The organism is Candidatus Poribacteria bacterium, from assembly GCA_026706025.1.
Classification (GTDB): domain Bacteria; phylum Poribacteria; class WGA-4E; order WGA-4E; family WGA-3G; genus WGA-3G.
Genome location: JAPOZO010000063.1, coordinates 49367 through 67959, shown reverse-complemented (window position 1 = coordinate 67959; position 18593 = coordinate 49367). Strand labels below are relative to the sequence as shown.

16 protein-coding genes are annotated in these 18593 nt (G+C 47.6%); 12 read left to right on the top strand and 4 right to left on the bottom strand.

Going from position 1 to position 18593, the window contains the following annotated elements; all coding sequences use genetic code 11:
• Positions 1-221: 221 nt before the first annotated feature.
• The 9 genes from OXH00_15275 (at position 222) to OXH00_15235 (ending at position 8506) form a co-directional block, all read left to right on the top strand.
• A complete protein-coding gene (locus tag OXH00_15275; protein ID MCY3742375.1) occupies positions 222-1721 on the top strand; it encodes an IMP dehydrogenase in 1500 nt (499 codons plus the stop codon).
• A 2-nt stretch (positions 1722-1723) separates the two neighbouring features.
• Positions 1724-2506, top strand: a complete 783-nt coding sequence (locus OXH00_15270; protein ID MCY3742374.1) for a hypothetical protein — start codon at positions 1724-1726, stop codon at positions 2504-2506.
• A 129-nt stretch (positions 2507-2635) separates the two neighbouring features.
• A complete protein-coding gene (locus tag OXH00_15265) occupies positions 2636-3313 on the top strand; it encodes a hypothetical protein (GenBank protein MCY3742373.1) in 678 nt (225 codons plus the stop codon).
• A gap of 427 nt (positions 3314-3740) precedes the next feature.
• Complete coding sequence (locus tag OXH00_15260; protein MCY3742372.1) at positions 3741-4517, top strand: hypothetical protein; 777 nt, start codon at positions 3741-3743, stop codon at positions 4515-4517.
• Between the two features lie 27 nt (positions 4518-4544).
• Positions 4545-5297 carry a hypothetical protein gene (locus OXH00_15255; GenBank protein MCY3742371.1) on the top strand — a complete coding sequence of 251 codons (753 nt, stop codon included), beginning with the start codon at positions 4545-4547 and terminating at the stop codon, positions 5295-5297.
• A gap of 1 nt (position 5298) precedes the next feature.
• Positions 5299-6072 (top strand): hypothetical protein, encoded by a 774-nt coding sequence (locus OXH00_15250; protein ID MCY3742370.1) that lies wholly within the window; start codon positions 5299-5301, stop codon positions 6070-6072.
• A gap of 57 nt (positions 6073-6129) precedes the next feature.
• Positions 6130-6933, top strand: coding sequence for a hypothetical protein (locus OXH00_15245; GenBank protein MCY3742369.1), 804 nt, complete (start codon positions 6130-6132; stop codon positions 6931-6933).
• A gap of 1 nt (position 6934) precedes the next feature.
• A complete protein-coding gene (locus OXH00_15240; protein MCY3742368.1) occupies positions 6935-7723 on the top strand; it encodes a hypothetical protein in 789 nt (262 codons plus the stop codon).
• Between the two features lie 15 nt (positions 7724-7738).
• Complete coding sequence (locus tag OXH00_15235) at positions 7739-8506, top strand: hypothetical protein (protein MCY3742367.1); 768 nt, start codon at positions 7739-7741, stop codon at positions 8504-8506.
• A gap of 95 nt (positions 8507-8601) precedes the next feature.
• Here OXH00_15235 and OXH00_15230 read toward each other — a convergent pair whose 3' ends face one another.
• Positions 8602-9309 (bottom strand): polysaccharide deacetylase family protein, encoded by a 708-nt coding sequence (locus OXH00_15230; GenBank protein MCY3742366.1) that lies wholly within the window; start codon positions 9307-9309, stop codon positions 8602-8604.
• A 442-nt stretch (positions 9310-9751) separates the two neighbouring features.
• Here OXH00_15230 and OXH00_15225 point away from each other — a divergent pair, with 442 nt between their 5' ends.
• The 3 genes from OXH00_15225 (at position 9752) to OXH00_15215 (ending at position 12764) form a co-directional block, all read left to right on the top strand.
• Positions 9752-10483: a TIGR00266 family protein gene (locus OXH00_15225; protein ID MCY3742365.1), complete on the top strand. Its 732-nt coding sequence runs from the start codon at positions 9752-9754 to the stop codon at positions 10481-10483.
• Positions 10484-10690: 207 nt separating this feature from the next.
• Positions 10691-11794 carry a mandelate racemase/muconate lactonizing enzyme family protein gene (locus OXH00_15220; GenBank protein MCY3742364.1) on the top strand — a complete coding sequence of 368 codons (1104 nt, stop codon included), beginning with the start codon at positions 10691-10693 and terminating at the stop codon, positions 11792-11794.
• Positions 11795-11798: 4 nt separating this feature from the next.
• Positions 11799-12764, top strand: a complete 966-nt coding sequence (locus OXH00_15215; protein MCY3742363.1) for an ornithine cyclodeaminase family protein — start codon at positions 11799-11801, stop codon at positions 12762-12764.
• Positions 12765-12820: 56 nt separating this feature from the next.
• Here OXH00_15215 and OXH00_15210 read toward each other — a convergent pair whose 3' ends face one another.
• The 3 genes from OXH00_15210 to OXH00_15200 form a co-directional block, all read right to left on the bottom strand.
• Positions 12821-14182 carry a hypothetical protein gene (locus OXH00_15210; protein MCY3742362.1) on the bottom strand — a complete coding sequence of 454 codons (1362 nt, stop codon included), beginning with the start codon at positions 14180-14182 and terminating at the stop codon, positions 12821-12823.
• Positions 14182-16032 (bottom strand): alpha-L-fucosidase, encoded by a 1851-nt coding sequence (locus OXH00_15205; GenBank protein MCY3742361.1) that lies wholly within the window; start codon positions 16030-16032, stop codon positions 14182-14184. Before OXH00_15205 ends, OXH00_15210 begins: the two co-directional genes overlap by 1 nt.
• A 264-nt stretch (positions 16033-16296) precedes the next feature.
• Complete coding sequence (locus OXH00_15200; GenBank protein MCY3742360.1) at positions 16297-18564, bottom strand: DUF1553 domain-containing protein; 2268 nt, start codon at positions 18562-18564, stop codon at positions 16297-16299.
• Positions 18565-18593: the final 29 nt, after the last annotated feature.

Below are 18593 nucleotides of genomic sequence, written 5' to 3'. Positions count from 1 at the left end.
GAGAAAAGACTTGAACAAACCAGGCACTTGTAGGTTAACTATAACAGTGCCTGTTTTTATCTTAAAATCATCATGAGCGGAAATGGACTATCGGTTATCGGTCTTCAGTTAAAGAGGGATATTGTTGAACCAAACCCCTCTTAACCGACAACCGAAAGGTTTGCGGAGCAAACCGTACTGACAACCGATAACCATTTTTGTTTTGACAGGAGGAATGAATCATGGCTCACTTTTTTTCTGAAGCAAGCCGGACTTTCAGCGAATACCTGCTTTTACCTAACTTAACGACGAAGAATTGTATCCCTGAAAACGTTATCCTGAGAACCCCTCTCGTGAAGTTTAAAGTAGGGCAACAACCGTCTCTGGAAGTGAATATTCCGTTTGCTTCTGCGATCATGCAAGCCGTTTCGGACCACAATTTGGCAATTGCACTGGCGAGACAGGGTGGGGTCTCTTTTCTTTATGGGTCCCAAAGTATTGAAGAGCAGGTAGCGATGGTCCGGGCAGTTAAAAACCACAAAGCCGGTTTCGTCGTCAGCGACTCAAATTTGAAATGTGATAATACAATAGAAGATGTCGTGAAGCTAACCGAAGAAACTGGACACTCGACGATTCCCATAACCGAAGATGGCTCGTCTTCAGGAGAACTCTTCGGACTCATAACGGATAAGGATTATAGATTGAGTCGAGTGGATTTAAACGCCAAAGTAAGCGAATTCATGACACCGTTTCCTGAACTGATTGTCGGTCAAAAGGGAATTACGATTGAGGATGCCAACGACCTCATTTGGAAACACAAGATAAATTGTCTGCCGATCGTTGATGAAAATCGTAAACTGGTACATTTGGTCTTCAGGAAGGATTACGATGACCACAAGAAAAATCCACTTGAATCCGTAGATTCCCAGAAAAGACTTGTCGTGGGTGCCGGAATTAATACACGAGATTACAGAGAGAGAGTACCAGCATTGGTCGCAGCGGGTGTTGATGTTATTTGTGTTGATTCTTCCGAAGGGTATACAGAATGGCAATCAGACACCATCCGATTTATCAAAAATGAGTACGGTGATGCTGTAAAAGTGGGCGGCGGGAATGTCGTTCACGGAGATGCATTCATGTATTTGGTAGAAGCCGGTGCTGATTTTGTAAAGGTGGGCATCGGTGGCGGTGCTATTTGTATAACAAGAGAACAGAAAGGCATCGGTTGTGGGCAAGCGACTGCCGTCATTGAAGTCGCTCGGCAAAGAGACCTGTATTTGAAGGAAACCGGTGTTTACGTGCCGCTTTGCTCAGATGGTGGTATCTTCCAAGATTATCATATCGGTTTGGCACTTGCTATGGGTGCCGATTTCGTGATGATGGGCAGATATTTCGCAAGATTTGATGAAAGTCCGAGTAAGCTGAGAAAATTGGGGATGAATACAGTGAAAGAATACTGGGGAGAAGGCACAAAGCGAGCATCCAATTGGCAACGCTACCATGAGGGTGGCGGTCCAGAATTACTGTTCGAGGAGGGTGCTGATGCTTATGTGCCTTATGCAGGCAAGATGAACGATAATTTGAAAACGACCCTCGCAAAAATCCGGTCGCTTATGTGTAATTGTGGGGCGATATCCCTACCGGAATTTCGTCAAAAAGCGAGATTTGTGTTAGTCTCTTCAGCAAGTATCCGTGAAGGCGGTGTTCACGATATTATCCCAAGAACAACGGAAGACGGATAAAAATGAAAACTTTGAACAACAAAATCACACTCAGTCTTGACGGGGACGCAGAAGTGTCCGTTAAAGGCTTCATCGCGCCGATTGAACATACACTGTCCCATTTCCATATAGAGTGGGAGGCATTGGCGAATTTGCGCGTCGCCGAACCAGAGAAGCAGCATCACGTATCTGTTTTTCAAGCGTTTCTGCCAGATGAACCGGTTTCAGTGGGTGAATGCTGGCAGATCCAGGAATCTGGCGTGCTGGCGTTGCTCAGGCAATTACATACTGTCCTAAATCTGAATACGGACGATGGTTCGGGAGATTTGATCGGACTATGGGCATGCCTACGTGCTTACAACGATAGATTCGCCGACATCGCGTTTCGGATTCATGCGGCGTTTAAATTAGAGGATGGCTGGCTTACGCCTTCGCAGTTTGCCGGAAATCTTATAATTGACCGACTTAAAGGAAAGATTGCTTTCTTTGAAATGTCCGTCCCCGAAGGCACGGTGAACCTCGATATCGGTTGGAAAGAAGACAAAGAGGCATCTTATTCTATTACGGATGCAGGTTTTTGCTCGCAAATGCAACTCCGTGCTGGGGCGCGAGATGTTGCGCAGAACATAGAATTTTTAACATCTATCACCCAAGAAGAAGCAGAACGCGTGTTAGCAGGACGTTTCTACAAGTCAGAACAAATTAACTGGGTATCCCCATATCAAGCGGTGGAGATGGCAGAAGAACAGGTGAAATTAATTCACGCCATCTCAATAGACGGCCCATTGGCTGATGAGTCCTGCTGAGGGAGCGGCAAGGGCCTGAGGGCAGGTGTCCTCTCTGATGACCGAGTTATCGAATTCTTGAATGGAAACTTCATTAACGTTTGGGTTTCCAATGTCGAATTAGAACGCACGCCCAGAAAACAAGCCTACATGGCACGAAGACGTAAGGATCTATCCAAAACATTTGACAGAACACACCCGTTAGCAAAAGCCATCATGGAAGGGTGGAAAGAACATTCGCCTGTGGATTGTTTAGTTATTGCCCCAGAATTCGATGTGATGGGGAAACTCCCGCTAAATGATTTCTTTGATGACTGTTCGCAAAGGGATATTCCAGAAGAGGATGCCTACCTTAAGTTTCTTGAGGATTCTTTAGATGGTAAACTTCCCGGATTTGCCGATGAAACTTCAGACTCGCCTCCAAGCGGTTTGAACGTTGTGCTCAATCGTGAACAGACTGAACAAGAAGTACTGGATATTCTTCGTACACCGAGATACGGGTATCAAGATTATACTGTCGTTGAAATTAATGCGACTGCCTTTGAAGACGGTGGCACACTCACCATTAATATTCGGATGGGCACTGCAAAACCGGGGGGGTCATTCGATCTCTTTGATAACAACACCGAACTACCGACAAAGGGAATTCCTAATGAAGCACTCACTTCTGTATGGGACGTTCCGTCCGGACAGATAGGCGAAATCCGGCATCGTTTTGAATGTGGTAAAGTCTTTAAGTTGGGTGCTACAGGAACTTGGTTTAATGAGAAAGGGAGTATCAACGCCTTTCAAGCAAGGATCGCTGTAGAACCAACGGAAAACCCTTAGGTTGTGTCCTAAATTTCTTAACGAAGTCCGGTGCGGTTGCAAACCGCACCATAGGTGTCAATTTTAGAAAAAATAATCGTCGCGACCCCCAGGTCCGGTAGGTTTGGTTTGCAACCGAACCGGATTCTACGCGGAAACCTTGATAACTTCAAAAACCTCTTCAGTCCTGTAAGGACGATATGTTTATAGCAGCGGTATCAAGTAAGGACCTTAGCCCTGTAAGGGGTTTTTGATAGGGTGTTTCTTCAGTATGTTTATATCTACTCGACAAAATGCCATTAAAGCCGCTAAATTGACACCTATGGTGCGGTTGCAAACCGCACCTACTGGGTCTGTAAAAGTGCATCCAAAGGCGTGTATAAGCGAATCATTGCCACCTTCTGATAGCAATGGTATCCTATACCGGAAAGGAAGTTCATAACGAGAAATGAAAACTTTTAACAACAAAATTGCACTTAATCTTGACGCGGACGCAGAAGTGTCTGTCAAAGGCTTCATCGCTCCGATTGAATACACCAAACGGAACTACCACGTAGAGTGGGACGAATTAGCGAATCTGTGTGTTGCTGAACCCGAAAAGCAATATCCTGCTTCGGTTTTTCAATCTTTTCTGCCACAAGAACCGGTCTCTGTAGGTGAATGCTGGGAGATTGAAGAAGAAAGCGCACTAACGCTGTTACGACAACTCAATCCGAGTCCACAACTGGATTTGGAAATTGGTGGCGAGGATTCTTACGGTTTGTGGGCATGTCTACGCGCCTACAATAATGCGTTTGCTGAGATTCTGTTCCGTATCCACGCGGAATTCGTTTTAGAAAAAGGTTGGTTTGCGCCATCGCAGCTTGCCGGATATATGGTTATTGACCGGTTAAAAAAGAAAGTTGTTGCCTTCAAGATGCACGTTCCGGATGCCACCCTGAACTTCGATGTACGTTGGAGAATTAGAGAAGGACTCCGCGCAGCCGATGCCGGATTTTGCCCGCAAATGGAACTCTGTGCAGGTGAACAAGACGTTTTGCAAAATGCTAAATTCACGGAAGCGATCACCCAAGAGGAAGCATTGCACGCACTGATGTTACGTTTTTACAAATCGGCGCAAATTAACTGGGTATCGCTGGAAGAAGCGTTAAAGATGGTTCCTGCACAACAGAAACCGATCCATGCCATCTCAATAGATGGCCCGCTCTTGGACGAGTCGTGCTGAGGGAGCGGTAAAAGCCTGAGGGCACGTGTGCTCTCCAAAGACGAAGTTATTGAATTTTTGAACGAAAATTTCATCAATACATGGGTCCCCAACTGTGAATTAGGACGTATCCCTGGTTTGCGGGAACCGATTGCCAAAAGACGCGAACGCGAGGGTAAGACTTTTGACACATCGAACCCTTTAGCACAAGCAATGATCAAAGGGGAGAAAATCGGCGCGAAAAAAGGTTCACCGGTAGATTGTTTCGTCATATCACCAGGGTTTGAACTGATGGGTAGACTACTGGTCAATGACCTCGGTAAAGACAGTGAGCGTAGCGGACTGTCGAAACATGAGTATTATTTCGCGTTTCTCAAGGCAGCCTTAGAAGGAAAACAACCCGGATTGGGGAACATTGTTCTCACCCCTGAGCAGACTTCGCAATCGGTGTTGGACATTTTTCGGACTCCAACGGCTGGAAACCATCAGGATTATACCGTAGTTGTGATTGATGCCACGGCATTTGAAAACGGAGGCACGCTAACCGTTGACATTGAAATTGGTAGGGAAGAGGGGGAAGCAGCGTTCTATCTGTTTGATGGCGATACCGAACTCTCCACAGAAGAAGAAACTCCTAAAGACATGCTTACTTGGGAGTGGGGAGAACCCGGTGACACCCGTCAAATCACGCACGCTTTCGACCGAGGTCAATTTTTTAAGTTGGGTGTTACCGGACATTGGGCGAAAGATGAACCGTGTATCAATGCCTTTCGCGCAAAAATTTCTGTAGAGGAGAACTGACATGGAAACCTTAGAAAACAAAATCACGCTTAATCTTGATAGGGACACAGAAGTTAACGTCAAAGGCTTCATCGCGCCGATCGAATACACGCAATACAACTTCCACGTGAAGTGGGACGAGTTGGCGAACTTTCGGGTCGCTGAACCCGAAAAGCAGTATCTTGCCTCCGTTTTTCAAGCGTTTCTGCCATCGGAAGCTGTTTCGGTGGGTGAATGCTGGCAGATTCAAGCAGAAGGCGCGCTAACGTTGCTAAGGCAACTTCACCCGAATCCGAGCTTGGATTTGCACATCAATAATGGAGATTCTTTTGGTTTGTGGGCATGTCTGCGTGCTTACAATAACGAATTTGCCGAGATTCTGTTCCGTATCCACGCCGAATTCGTCATGGAAAATGGGTGGTTTACGCCTTCGCAATTTACTGGACACTTGGTTATTGACCGAATCCGAGAGAAAGTTGTGTCGTTCAGGATGTACGTGCCTGAAACGACACTGAACTTTGACGCGGGTTGGAAAGCACCGGCGCACCCGGGTGGCGCAGCGGAAATCGGTTTTTGCCCACGAATAGAACTTGCTGCTGGCACACAACCTACTGATGCCGAACTCGCCACGTCAATTACAGAAGAAGAAGCCGAACGCGCACTGTTCTCGTGTTTCTATAAGTTTCAGAAAATCAACTGGGTATCGCTGGCGGAAGCGTTGGAGACAGCACCCGCACAAGGGAAACCGATCCATGTCATCTCAATAGATGGACCGCTCTTTGATGAGGCGTGCTGAGGGACTGGTAAAATCCTGAGGGCAGTTGAGCTCTCTGAAGATCGAATCATAGAATTTTTGAACGAAAACTTCATCAACGCATGGATCCCCAACGCCGAGTTAGGACGAACCCCGAGTTTGCGAGAACCGATTGCAAGGCGACGCGAACGCGAAGGTAAGACCTTCGACACAAGCCATCCCTTAGCACAAGCAATTATCAAAACCTGGAAAAAGGGTTCACCAGTGGATTGTTTGGTTATCTCACCGGAGTTTGAAGCGATGGGTGGCATGGACTACAATATATTTCTCGACAACATGACGGAACCCGACCACGCGGCTTACATGTTCCTTGACAAACTGACGGAGTCTGATGACCACGCCGAACCTTACCTACTATTTCTCAGGGAGTCCTTGGCAGGAAAACGTCCCGGGTTGGGTGATCTCATCCTTACGCCGGAGCAACCCTCAAAGGAGGTCGTAGATACTTTTCGGACCCCGATGCTCGCACATCAGGATTACACTGTTGTCTACATTGATGCCACGGCGTTTGAAGCTGGTGGCACACTCACTGCCAACATCCAAGTCGGGAGAGACAATGGAATAGGGATTTTCCATCTCCTTGACGGAGACAAAAAACTCCCGACGGAAAAAGTGCCTGATGGCATTGATCCCACAGAATGGAACAGCCAAGAAAGCGATGAATATAAGAAGGCACTTGGCGCACTTACCAGAGTCTGGGGGATATTCCCCGGTGAATTTGGACAAATTACGTATCAGTTTGATCGTGGTCAACGCTTTAAGTTATGTGCAACTGGAGACCAATGGAGTGAAATAGGCGATATAAACGCTTTTCACGCAAAAATTTCTGTAGAAGGAACTTAAAATGAAAACTTCACCAAACAAAATCACGATTAATCTTGACAATAACGCAGAAATTTCTGTTAAAGGCTTTATCGCGCCAATTGAATACACACAATACAACTTTCATGTAAGATGGGACGCCTTGGCAAATCTGCACGTCGCTGATCCAGAAAAACAGTATTCTACCTCAATTTTTCGCGATTTCCTTCCTAAGAAAGCCGTTTCAGTGGGAACTCTCTGGGAGATTGAACACGCTGGTGTTCTCGAACTGCTGAAGCAACTCCATCCTGAACCCCATCTGGACATGCACGGCGATTCAGGGGATTCCTGTGGACTGTGGGCATGTTTGCGTGCCTACAACGATGAATGCGTTGACATTGTATTTCGTATCCATGCGGAATTTGCCTTACCTAACGGTTGGTTCACACCTTCTCAATTCGCTGGACATCTTGTTATTGATCGAGCCAAAGAGAGCGTCGTATTTTTTCAGATGCACGTCCCTAAAGGCACCCTGAATTTCGACACTTGGTGGAACAGGACGGAAGACGCTGAAACCCCTACTTGGTCTACGGATATAGGTTTCTGCCCCCAAATGGAACTCCATACAGGAACAGAAGATGGCGTGCCAAGCACTGAATTTATAGAATCCATTACACAAGAAGAAGCAGAGCACAAACTGATACGCTGTTTCTACAAATCAGAACAAATTAACTGGGTCCCGCTGGCGGAAGCGTTGGAGGTGGCACCCGCAGAACAGAAACCGATCCATGCGATTTCAATAAATGGACCGCTCGCCGATGAATCTTGCTGAGGGAGCGGCAAGGGGTTGAGGGCAGGTGTCCTCTCTGAAGATAAAATCATAGAATTCTTGAATGACAATTTTATTAACACCTGGGTCCCCAATTCTGAATTGGGACGTATTCAGAGTTTGCGGGAACCGATTGCTAAAAGACGCGAACGCGAGGCTAAGAACTTTGACACAAAGCATCCTCTGGCTCAAGCAATTATTAAGGGGTGGAAAACCGGACCGAAAAAAGGCTCACCCGTAGATTGCTTGGTTATATCGTCTGCGTTTGAACTAATGGGTAGGCAATTGGTCAACGAACTCAGCGACGACAGTGAGAAGAAGGAACTTTCAATATCTGAATATTATCTCACATTTCTCAAAGAAGCTTTGGCAGGAAAACAGCCCGGACTGGGTAATCTTGTTTTTACCCCTGAGCATCCTTCGCAAGCCGTATTGGACACTTTTCAGACACCAATAGGCGGCCGCCATGATTATACCATCGTCATCATTGATGTAAGTGCCTTTGAAAAGGGCGGCACGCTAACCGTTGATATTGAAGTTGGCAGGGGAGACGGTGATGGCACGTTTTATCTGGTTAACGGCGATACAGAATTTCCCACAACAGCAGGAATACCTCAAAAAGACCTACTTGCTTGGGCGTGGAGTGAATCCGGCGAGACAGGACAAATTACGCATCGTTTTGACCGAGGTCAGTTCTTTAAGTTGGGTGCTATTGGGTATTCAAATGAAGCAGAAACGTCTGTCAACGCTTTTAAGGCAAAAATTTCTGTAGAGCCAGCAGACTGAAGAATAGTGGTCAGTTAACAGTTGTCAGTTCTCGGTTGTCAATTAAAGAGGAATTTGCCCAAGCAAACTATCTCTTAACTGATGACTGTTAACTGTTAACTCTGATTACTCTCCACTGCGAGGCAATCCGACAACCGTACAAACCGATACCCATCCTGCTTAAGTGCCGTGATGATTCGGTCTGTCGCTTCGATCGTCCCTGAACGATTTGCATTCTTATTTTCCGCTTTTCCATCGTGTAGGACGATGATTGAACCCGGTTTTGTCTTTTTTACCACTGTTTCAGTGATCTTGTCAGGGTTCTGTGTCGTCCAATCCCAACTCCACACATCGCAACTGATATGTGTTCGGTCATCTTTTGCAAGCACCCACGCGACGGGTAGAAACCTTGTTAGCATCGGTGCCCGAAATACAACTGTCTCCACAATTCCGTGTTGCCGAAGCAGCGCATCTGTTCGTTCAATTTGCCGCTGGACATAGGACGGAGGCAAGAAACCCAGCAGCGGATGGCTATAGGAGTGATTACCGATCTGGTGACCTTCGGCGATAACTCGGTTTGTCGTTTCGGGGTGCCTTTCAATCCGATTTCCAATCATGAAAAATGTGGCTTTTACATTGTGCTTGGCGAGAACATCAAGCAACCGATCCGTATAAGGCGGATTCGGTCCATCATCGTAAGTAAGTGCGACGACCCGTTGGTCTGTGTTCAGGCGAACGATATTCTTTCCAAACGGTGGTCGAAAGAAAAACCATAGCAGCCCCGCTGCGCCAAATCCTATCGCAGTGGTAATTATTAAACTCATCGAAATCTTTCCTACTTGAAAATTTTGGGGTGAACGATCTACCAGAGATTGGCGTTCTCTAAATCCTTGAACCCAACTCATGTTTCTATATTATACGAGAGATAGGGCTATTTTGTTTTCAATTTTTAACCATTCTGGTCGGGAAATGACGATTCGGAACTGTTTCTATAGGAATGTGTCAGGATTCGGAGATCCCTCCTATAGGAGAACTAAACCCCCTAAATCATCCTGATTTTTCCTTGAAGGTTTCCATTAAACATGTTATTATTTTTTTAGGACTCCCGCAAAAAGCAGTAATTTCAGTGTTTTAAACCCCCTAAATCCCCCTTATCAGGGACTTTAAAGAAAATGCGTAAGTCCTATTTGTAATAAAAACGCAGCGCGGTTGTAGGGTTTCCGCTTGCTGCGACAACATTCAAAAGTTAAAAGGGACAACAAAATAATGCAGAGTCACGAAGTAGATTATGAAATTTTCGGTAACGATATGCAAGTCGTCGAGGTTGAACTTGATAGAGGCGAGACGATCGTCGCCGAAGCGGGTGCTATGAACTGGATGGAGGATGACATTGTCTATGAGGCAAAGATGGGCGATGGTTCCGAAAGGGACGAAGGGCTTATGGGCAAACTCCTGAGTGCCGGTAAGCGAGCACTCAGCGGAGAGTCATTGTTTTTGACGCACTTCACCAATACAAGCAACAGTAAAAGACGTGTGGCTTTCGCCGCGCCCTATCCTGGGCATATTCTCCCGATTGATCTTGCACAAATGGGCGGAGAGTTGCTCTGTCAGAAAGATGCCTTCCTCTGTGCCGCCTTGGGTACCGAACTGGATATTGCCTTCTCACGTAGATTGGGTACCGGTTTTTTTGGCGGTGAGGGTTTTATTCTCCAGCACCTTCGTGGCGATGGCATGGCTTTTGTGCATGCTGGCGGATCAGTTATAAAAAAGAAACTCAACAACGAGGTGCTTCGTGTTGACACCGGTTGCCTTGTTGCCTTCTCATCCAGTGTTGATTACAACATTGAAATGGTAAAAGGTTTAAAATCAATGTTCTTCGGCGGTGAAGGACTTTTCCTCGCAACCTTGCAAGGGACAGGTATCGTTTACCTTCAGAGCCTCCCCTTTTCGCGGCTTGCCGACCGTATCATCGAACAGATACCATCTCCAAGTAACTAACACTACAAGGTAAGTTCAAGTAATTATCGGAGACACAAAACCCCTGTCCCTTGCAGGCGGGGTTTGTAACCCGCCGTTCTTTCGGTGTTCAAGTAATTAGGGGCTTTACTGTAAGAAGTAGTCCCAAGCAGCGCGCCGAGATGGATATACGGAGAAGCGTATGAAAATACCAATCCTCCTCACTGAACCGCAAGGTAAATTAAAAATATGAAAATTCAGTGTATTAAAGCCTATCAAGTTAACCTTCCACTCCATGAAGGCAGTTATAACTGGTCCGGTGGGAAATCTGTATCCATCTTTGATAGCACCATCGTCTCAATTGAAACGGATGAAGGTATCACGGGGTACGGCGAGGTTTGTCCGTTGGGACCGTTCTACCTCCCTGCTTATGCGACGGGAACCCGGACCGGCATCGCTGAACTTGCACCGCACCTCATCGGCGAAGACCCGACGCAACTGCTCCCACTGAATCAGCGTATGGATATCGCGCTCAAGGGACACCCGTACGTGAAATCTGCAATCGACATCGCGTGCTGGGACATCCTCGGCAAAATTTCAAACCAATCCGTTTGCACACTTCTTGGTGGAAGGTATGGGGAAGATTTCATGCTCTATCGTGCGATCTCCCAACAATCTCCTGAAGATATGGCAGCGAAGGTGGCAACCTATCGTGCGGAAGGATACCGCAAATTCCAGTTGAAGGTCGGTAGCGACCCAAATACCGATATTGAACGTATCCGCGCCGTTGCCGAACTAATGGAACCCGGAGATGTGCTGATTGCGGATGCGAATACCGGTTGGTTGATGCATCAGGCAATTCGCGTCGTCCGAGGGGTCAGGGATGTGGATGTCTATATTGAGCAACCCTGCCTTTCCTACGAAGAGTGCCTCGCCATCCGTCAGCGGACAGATCATCCCTTTGTTCTTGACGAGACGGTTGACAGCATTCATGTGCTGTTACGCGGTCACGCCGACCGTGCGATGGATGTCGTCAATATTAAGATCAGCAAATTCGGTGGATTGACAAAAGCGAAACTCGCCAGAGATCTTTGCGTTGAACTCGGCGTGGCGATGACAATTGAAGATAGTTGGGGCGGGGACATTACAACCGCCGCGATTGCCCACCTCGCCCACAGCACACCGACAGAATTCCTTTTCACCGCCACCGATTTCAACAGTTACGTCACCGTCAGTACAGCGGAAGGTGCTCCGCAACGCGTCAACGGCAGAATGGCAGCCGCAACGCAACCGGGTTTGGGTATTACACCAAACATGAATGTATTAGGCGAAGCGTTAGTTCAGGTGGAGTAATTGCATGCCTATCAGAATTCTCTCCGCGTCCGATGTCCGAGCAGCCCTACCGATGCCGAAAGCGATTGATGCAATGCGGCACGCTTACGGTCAACTTTCAGCAAGCAAGGCGGTCGCGCCGCCACGACAACACATCTCTACCGACAAAGGCGTTACGCTCATAATGCCTGCCTATCTCCCAGAGCGCAGTGAGTTCGGTATCAAAGTTGTCTCTGTTTATGACGATAACCCAAATCTTGACTTACCTCGTATCACCGCGACAGTTTTAGTCCTTGACCCAACGACGGGATTGCCGAAAGCATTCATGGACGGTACCAGTCTTACTGCCATTCGAACAGGTGCCGGTGGTGGCGTGGCAGCAGATCTGCTTGCCAGACAAGACGCAAAGAAGGTCGGACTCTTCGGAGCGGGTGTCCAAGCAAGAGCACAGTTACAGGCGGTAATGGCGGTCAGAGACATCGCGTGCGTGAATCTCATCAGTCGGACACAAGCCTCGGCACAACAACTCGCTACCGAAATTTCGGGGTGGACAGACCCACCCAAAATCAATATTGTATCCACACCACAAGAAGTCGTTGCGGATGCCGATATTGTCCTATGTGCAACGACATCGGCAACGCCTCTTTTCGACGGGAACGACCTACAACCGGGCACACACATCACAGCCGTCGGCACGTTTGTGCCAGAAAAACGGGAAGTCGATACCACGACAATAAGGCGATCAGATCGAATTGTTGTTGACTCGCGTGAAGCCTGCTCGGAGGAGGCGGGAGACCTGATTATTCCCAACGCTCAAATTGATGCCGAAATCGGCGAAATCCTCAACGGCGACAAACAGGGACGGCAGTCAGATGACGAAATCACGTTTTTCAAATCCGTAGGCGTAGCGGTGCAAGATGCGGTCTCTGCATCAGCAGTGCTTGCAGAAGCGGAAACAAAAGGATTGGGCACCGTCGTTGAAATGACATAAATAATTAAGAGTTTCCAGTTTCCAGTTAACTCTCACTGCGCGGCACTCTTTTCTGGTTACTGGTAACTGGTCGCTGGTAACTTCTTTACCTGCGCGTTCTGACCGCCAACAACAACACTACCATCCGTTGGGTGAACAGCCAGAGAGTAAGCCCAACCGTTTAGCGCGGGAATCTCACCCGTAACTTCTACTGAATCTGGATCAACGAGACGGACAACGCCATCGGCACAAGCGGCGACAATCTTTGAGCCATTGTTTAGCCATGCTATATTCAGTGGTGCTTCCTTGAGTCGTGCGAACTTAACCATGCGTCCGATAGTTGGCTGCCAAAGCCGAACAGTGCGGTCATCGCCTGCTGAAACAATTACAGGGAGTCCAGCATCACTTGGATGCAGGGCAAGGTCATGAACCGGCAGCGTATGATTGTTCATACTGCGAATCAATTCACCAGAGGTCAAATCCCAAACGCGGACACTCTGATCTATCCCCGTGCTCACGAGTATATCCTTATCACTCAGGAAACAGAGGGATGACACCCCTTTTGAATGACCTTCCAACTGCTGGATGGCAGTGCCAGTAGGCAAGTCCCAAACGATGATGCGTCGGTCCAAGCTTGCCGAGGCGAGTGACGACGCATCCCGCCAAGCGACAGCCGTAACGGAATCGCGATGCTTGCTAAGGATACGGAGCGATTCGCCTTGGGACCATGAAAAAATCTCTATAGTGCCTGTGGTTGCAGGATTCCCACCCCCAACAGCCAACTGAGTCCCGTCAGGTGAAAACGCAAGATCGTGAATATTACGGGCTTGGACCGCAATAGTTCTCTGTAGATTGAGCGTTGGCCAATCGTAAACATGCAAACCCACCTGTGAACATGCTACAACCGATTTCCCATCTCGAGAAAACGCAAGCGCAGTAATTGGTGGCATCACAGTAGGTTGGTGCGGATGAGTGTCAGTCGTCGATGGTTTGGACTCCGATTGATTTTCTGTCCATGCTCCATAGTCTGTTCCCTGCTCAATCCACTTTCGGATGAGATCGATTTCCTGCTCCGTCAACGGATCACCTTCCTCAACGGGTGGCATAATACCGGTATCACCCTCGGGTAACGTGATACGCTGGTAGAGCAGAGAATCCGTAGGTTCGCCAGCGATAATAACCTCTCCGTGCAGGCTCGTCTCAATGCCTTTTACACTGTCCAGTTGAACACCACCCTTCGATTTTGTAGCGTTCCCATTGGCATCTACTTTTGGTGCACTATGGCAACTGAAGCAACGATTTTGGAGGATAGGTAAAATCTGAGTTTCAAAGTTAATCTTGGTTTGAGGTTCCGCTGAGATAGGAAGTGCAGCAAACACAAGGATAAATATTAAACTAAAGATAGAGACTGCTAAATTTAGGTGTTGTTCACACTTCATCAATTAACTCCCGATGCGTTTGAATCCTCTCGGATCGTTCTTTGTAAGACTTTCATCTGTTCGAGCGTTTCAGGCGAGACCTTTCCATCCTGAGTAATCCCGATATTCATCGTAATCACCAGTTCTTGGGCAATACACGCCTCCACGTAATCGATAATCTGCTGCGTGGTAAATAAGGGTGGAGCAATATCGGTATTTGGATATCCGTGCTGCCAAGGATCGTCGAGAAAAATCAAACCGTGCGGTTGTAAACTGCCTGCGCTGCCACCCTCTGCAAAGAAACTTGCGGGTGGATTCACGAGTGCCCCGCCAAACTCCCCAGCATAATATTCTTGAAATTCAGTCGTTTTGGGGAGAATCCAACTGTTCCAAGCGACGATGCGTTCGGGATTCCCAACTTTGGTCGCCTTATACAACTTTTCAAACGGTTGAAGCGGATACCGATCATCGAACCAGTATCCCGCAATTTTTTTACCATAGCGAATGCCGATCTCGGTAAGAATGTCACGCTCAATTTTGAAGAACCCTGACTTGTCTTGACTTAAAAACCCAGCGGCTTTCACCCACTCCGAATCTCCTACACCGTGATGAAAGTAAAGAATCAGGGGAATACCATGTTCTTGCAGCTTGCCAGCCATTTCTCCAATTAGATCGCGTTGGCAGGTGCGTCCCGGCATAACCGCTTCGACCGATTTTAAGGGTGCTGGAAAATGCATAATTCCGTGGACAGCAGTGAAAATGACGTAGCCAGCTCCGGTTTCACGCACCATATCGGCGAAAACATCAAGATCAAAAGCGTTCACCGCTTCCTCATAAGGTTTTTGAGGACCCCGCAACGGTTGTGTCGTTGTCGACCAATGGAACATCACGCCGTACTTCGCCTCAACGAACCAATTTGCCTTAGCACGCATCTGCTGTGCTTTCTCGTTTGAAACAATCCTTGCTTGGTCAGCGAGCGGCGAAATCAATTCAAGCGAATGGACTCTCACGCGATCTTTAGATTTAGCCTCTCCGATGAGACGTAGCGTAATTATGCTTTCGCCTGCAGGGAGGTGCAATGTCCCCGGAAGTGGTATCCTTTCAAAATTCTGCGAATCTCCTGCCCATCCAGTCGTTTGGCGAATTGTTTCAACACTTTTATTTCCTCCAGCGACAATCTCAAACGCCGAACCCACCGCATGCGCATCAGCAGTATAGGTCATAGCGAGTTTATAACTGGAAGATGTGGAAAGTTTCACCTTCCATGAAAGTGAAGCGGATGGTTGGTTCCAACCTTCAATCCAGTCCTGTGCCTGTAGGTGCGCAAGCCCCCCACCTACTTCAGCACTGTCTCCAAACAGATAGATAACCGACGAAGGATCTGCCTCAATCAATCTTGGCTTCTTAAGTGTAGCAGGATCCCCTTCAACATCAAGAACGACGATGTCATTAACACCGTTTTGATACTCCTCTGGGACTACAATCAAAAGTCCCCACGGATGCTGTCGCACGATTCCCCACGAAGTGCCGTCTACCGCGGGATTTCCCAGAATCCAAGCGTTCTTCACTATCCGATCGGTGATCGCTGGAAGAGTGATATTGTTCTTTCCATTCCAAGAAAGCACATGAACATAGATTTTGTTATTCTTATAGGTGGTTACATACTGATCAGTAGGCGTAAAGGGACCACTGCGAGTCTCAATAATTGATTCACCGTTCTCGTCAATCCACTCCCTGATTATTTCCTCCGTTCCAGCAAATTGGGATTTTTTCTGGCGATCCGACAGCGGATTAACATTGACACCTGAACTGCTGCCTGCCTCACGCACCATGTCTACAATCAATGCTTTGGCTGTCCCTTGGTGATGCATAATTTCCTCCTGTGCGTGGACAATAGGGACTACGCAGATGAGTACAAGTAAAATTGAAAGAAAAGGGCTTAGCACGAAACTTTCCTATAAAACAACAGATACGACCCATTTCCATTTGAATAGAGCCGTTATATTAATTAAGACTTACGCAAACGCCATTTGTGGAGCAAGCGGACGCTTCGGATCCTATGAGCGAACCTCTGAAAAGAGAGTTCGCCGAGGCACGGGGACCTCGGCGAACAGGGGTTTGCTGCGTAAGTCCTGTTAATGATTGGTCACAAATTCATTACAAGTTAGCAGACTCCACACTATATCTTCAAGGATCGCGCGTTGGGAGTTGGCAGATGCGCTGACATCAATGTGTTGCGCCCAAAACTGTTGTTCCGTATCCGTTGGATGTCGGTTTAGTGCAGCGAGGTAGAACTCGTTGACAATCTCCATCGGTAATTTTCCGGTGGAGACCAATCTATCAAGCCGACTATCAGGTACACCGATGCGTGCATTGAGAAGATCGCCATTGAATAGGTGGAGTTTACGTTGAAGTCCATCTATCGCTCCGGCAGAACTTTCGCATGAGGTTTCACGTCCACATCGCCCTAAGATATCAAGTGCCTCGGATTCAGTGTTTGGATTGAATAGAGAAACAGCACGTGTGCCTTCCGGTTCATTGCCGTAGGTGTCAGGTATACCGAGAACATCTGAGATTGCGTCCGCTAACACCTCCGGTTCAAGCGGCTTTTGCAGCGCGTGCGAATAGAAGCGATCGTCCGTCTTGTTTCGTGGAAGTGCATTAGAACTGCGAGCATAAGCCTCACTGAGCGAAATTTGCTTGAGCGTCCGCCGCAGGTCGTAACCGTGCGCCACAAAATCGTCAGCGAGTGCTGTAAGTAATTCGGGATGCGTGGCTGGATTGGTAGACCGAAAATCATCAACAGGTTCGACTAAGCCGCGTCCCATCATCGTCTTCCACAATCTGTTAACGATGGCTTTAGCGAAATATGGGTTATCCTGACCTGTTAACCAATCCACCAGTTCAACTCGACCATCAGGAACATCAGCAGACAGAAACCGATTGCCGGGAATCCGCGGTATCGCTTTTTCCCGTGTCGCTGGATGGATGACCTCACCAGACGATTTTACCTTAACGATCTGATTGCTATCTATTTTGGCAAAGATCGCCACTAATCCGTGGTAATCGTCTTGTGTCCATTTATCCAGTGGATGATTATGGCAATTAGCGCATCGGAGCCGAGCTCCCATGAAGAGTTCACTCATGAATTCGGCTTGTTCTCGCGGTCCATTTACTGTGCGGTAAAAATTTGCTGGACCTACCTCATCGGAATCGCCTGTTGCTAAAATAACTGACCGTGCTATCTGATTATATCCAATACCATCGCGAATCTGTTCCGAAAGCCATTGGTGATAGACAAACGCGCCTTGTGTATTTCTTTCCTGCGCGCCAATCCGTAGCAGCTTCGCCAGCTGCAATGTCCAGTACTCGTTAAATTCATCGGAGTTAAGCAAGGCATTCACTAACGTTTCCCGTTTATTTGTATCTGGATCTCCAAGGAATGCGGTTACCGCCTCTGGTGTAGGGAGGTGTCCGGTGAGGTCAAGTGTCACCCTACGCAAGAAGGTAGCAGCATCAACAGTTGGGGATACTGGCAATCGGAGCGTTGAGAGTAACTTGAGGATTTCATCATCAATTTTTAAATTTTCCTTGCGGTTAAGTGAAGTGGGTTTAGGTATCAACGTGCTTCTCTCTTGGGTCGCCTTCCACTTCGTTTCAGGCTCGTTTTTCTGGATTGGGCTGTGTGGCAGAACTTCGTTCAAGGGGGCGATAAATTCGATGGGAACGATTTCCGTGAGATAACGAGCAAGGATAATATGCCGACCACGGCGAAGCACTTTGGCGACAGCAGTGGATGTGTTAATTTCAATCGCTGAAGTGTCCTCTGGTGTAAAGACAGTCCATCGTGTCACGTCTTCCCTTGTCCCATCTAAAAAATGGGCAGTTGCGTGCAGTTGAACCGGACTCTTAAGATTAGAGATAACATGTTTTTGCGGGGATATTTCAACACGCTTCAAATGACGGAGCGTTTCGTAAGTCGCGCCTTGTCGGATCCAGTTGCGGAGTAATCGCGCGCCTTCTCCATTTTCATCCAAAACCTGCCCACCGCCATGACTGGTTTGCGCTGTCGGTTTTAGAATGACGAGGCTCTCTTCTGGGGACATCAGATTGATGCGCCGTCCTGCGAGCTGCCGAACAATCGCCTCGTAGTCCGCTTGTGGATTACCACCGAAGAGCGACAAATTGAATTCACCCCGACCAGCAGCTGCACCATGACATGCCCCCGCATTACATCCAAACTTGGTAAAAATCGGTATCAAATCATTTTCAAAGTCAACACGGTCAGACGGTTTTGATGCGCCTACGTTGTTTGCAAAGGATATATTTTGCTGAACGTGACCGCACAAGAATAGCACGGTTGATACTGTCAATGCTATAAGGGTGAATTGGTTTGTTTTCATTTGTAATATTTTTGTACCGCAAACTGTAT

Coding starts and splice junctions, on each gene's coding strand:
- OXH00_15275 (MCY3742375.1), top strand. CDS start 222: ATGGCTCACTTTTTTTCTGAAGCAAGCCGGACTTTCAGCGAATACCTG.
- OXH00_15270 (MCY3742374.1), top strand. CDS start 1,724: ATGAAAACTTTGAACAACAAAATCACACTCAGTCTTGACGGGGACGCA.
- OXH00_15265 (MCY3742373.1), top strand. CDS start 2,636: ATGGCACGAAGACGTAAGGATCTATCCAAAACATTTGACAGAACACAC.
- OXH00_15260 (MCY3742372.1), top strand. CDS start 3,741: ATGAAAACTTTTAACAACAAAATTGCACTTAATCTTGACGCGGACGCA.
- OXH00_15250 (MCY3742370.1), top strand. CDS start 5,299: ATGGAAACCTTAGAAAACAAAATCACGCTTAATCTTGATAGGGACACA.
- OXH00_15240 (MCY3742368.1), top strand. CDS start 6,935: ATGAAAACTTCACCAAACAAAATCACGATTAATCTTGACAATAACGCA.
- OXH00_15230 (MCY3742366.1), bottom strand. CDS start 9,309: ATGAGTTTAATAATTACCACTGCGATAGGATTTGGCGCAGCGGGGCTG.
- OXH00_15225 (MCY3742365.1), top strand. CDS start 9,752: ATGCAGAGTCACGAAGTAGATTATGAAATTTTCGGTAACGATATGCAA.
- OXH00_15220 (MCY3742364.1), top strand. CDS start 10,691: ATGAAAATTCAGTGTATTAAAGCCTATCAAGTTAACCTTCCACTCCAT.
- OXH00_15215 (MCY3742363.1), top strand. CDS start 11,799: ATGCCTATCAGAATTCTCTCCGCGTCCGATGTCCGAGCAGCCCTACCG.
- OXH00_15210 (MCY3742362.1), bottom strand. CDS start 14,182: ATGAAGTGTGAACAACACCTAAATTTAGCAGTCTCTATCTTTAGTTTA.
- OXH00_15205 (MCY3742361.1), bottom strand. CDS start 16,032: ATGCATCACCAAGGGACAGCCAAAGCATTGATTGTAGACATGGTGCGT.
- OXH00_15200 (MCY3742360.1), bottom strand. CDS start 18,564: ATGAAAACAAACCAATTCACCCTTATAGCATTGACAGTATCAACCGTG.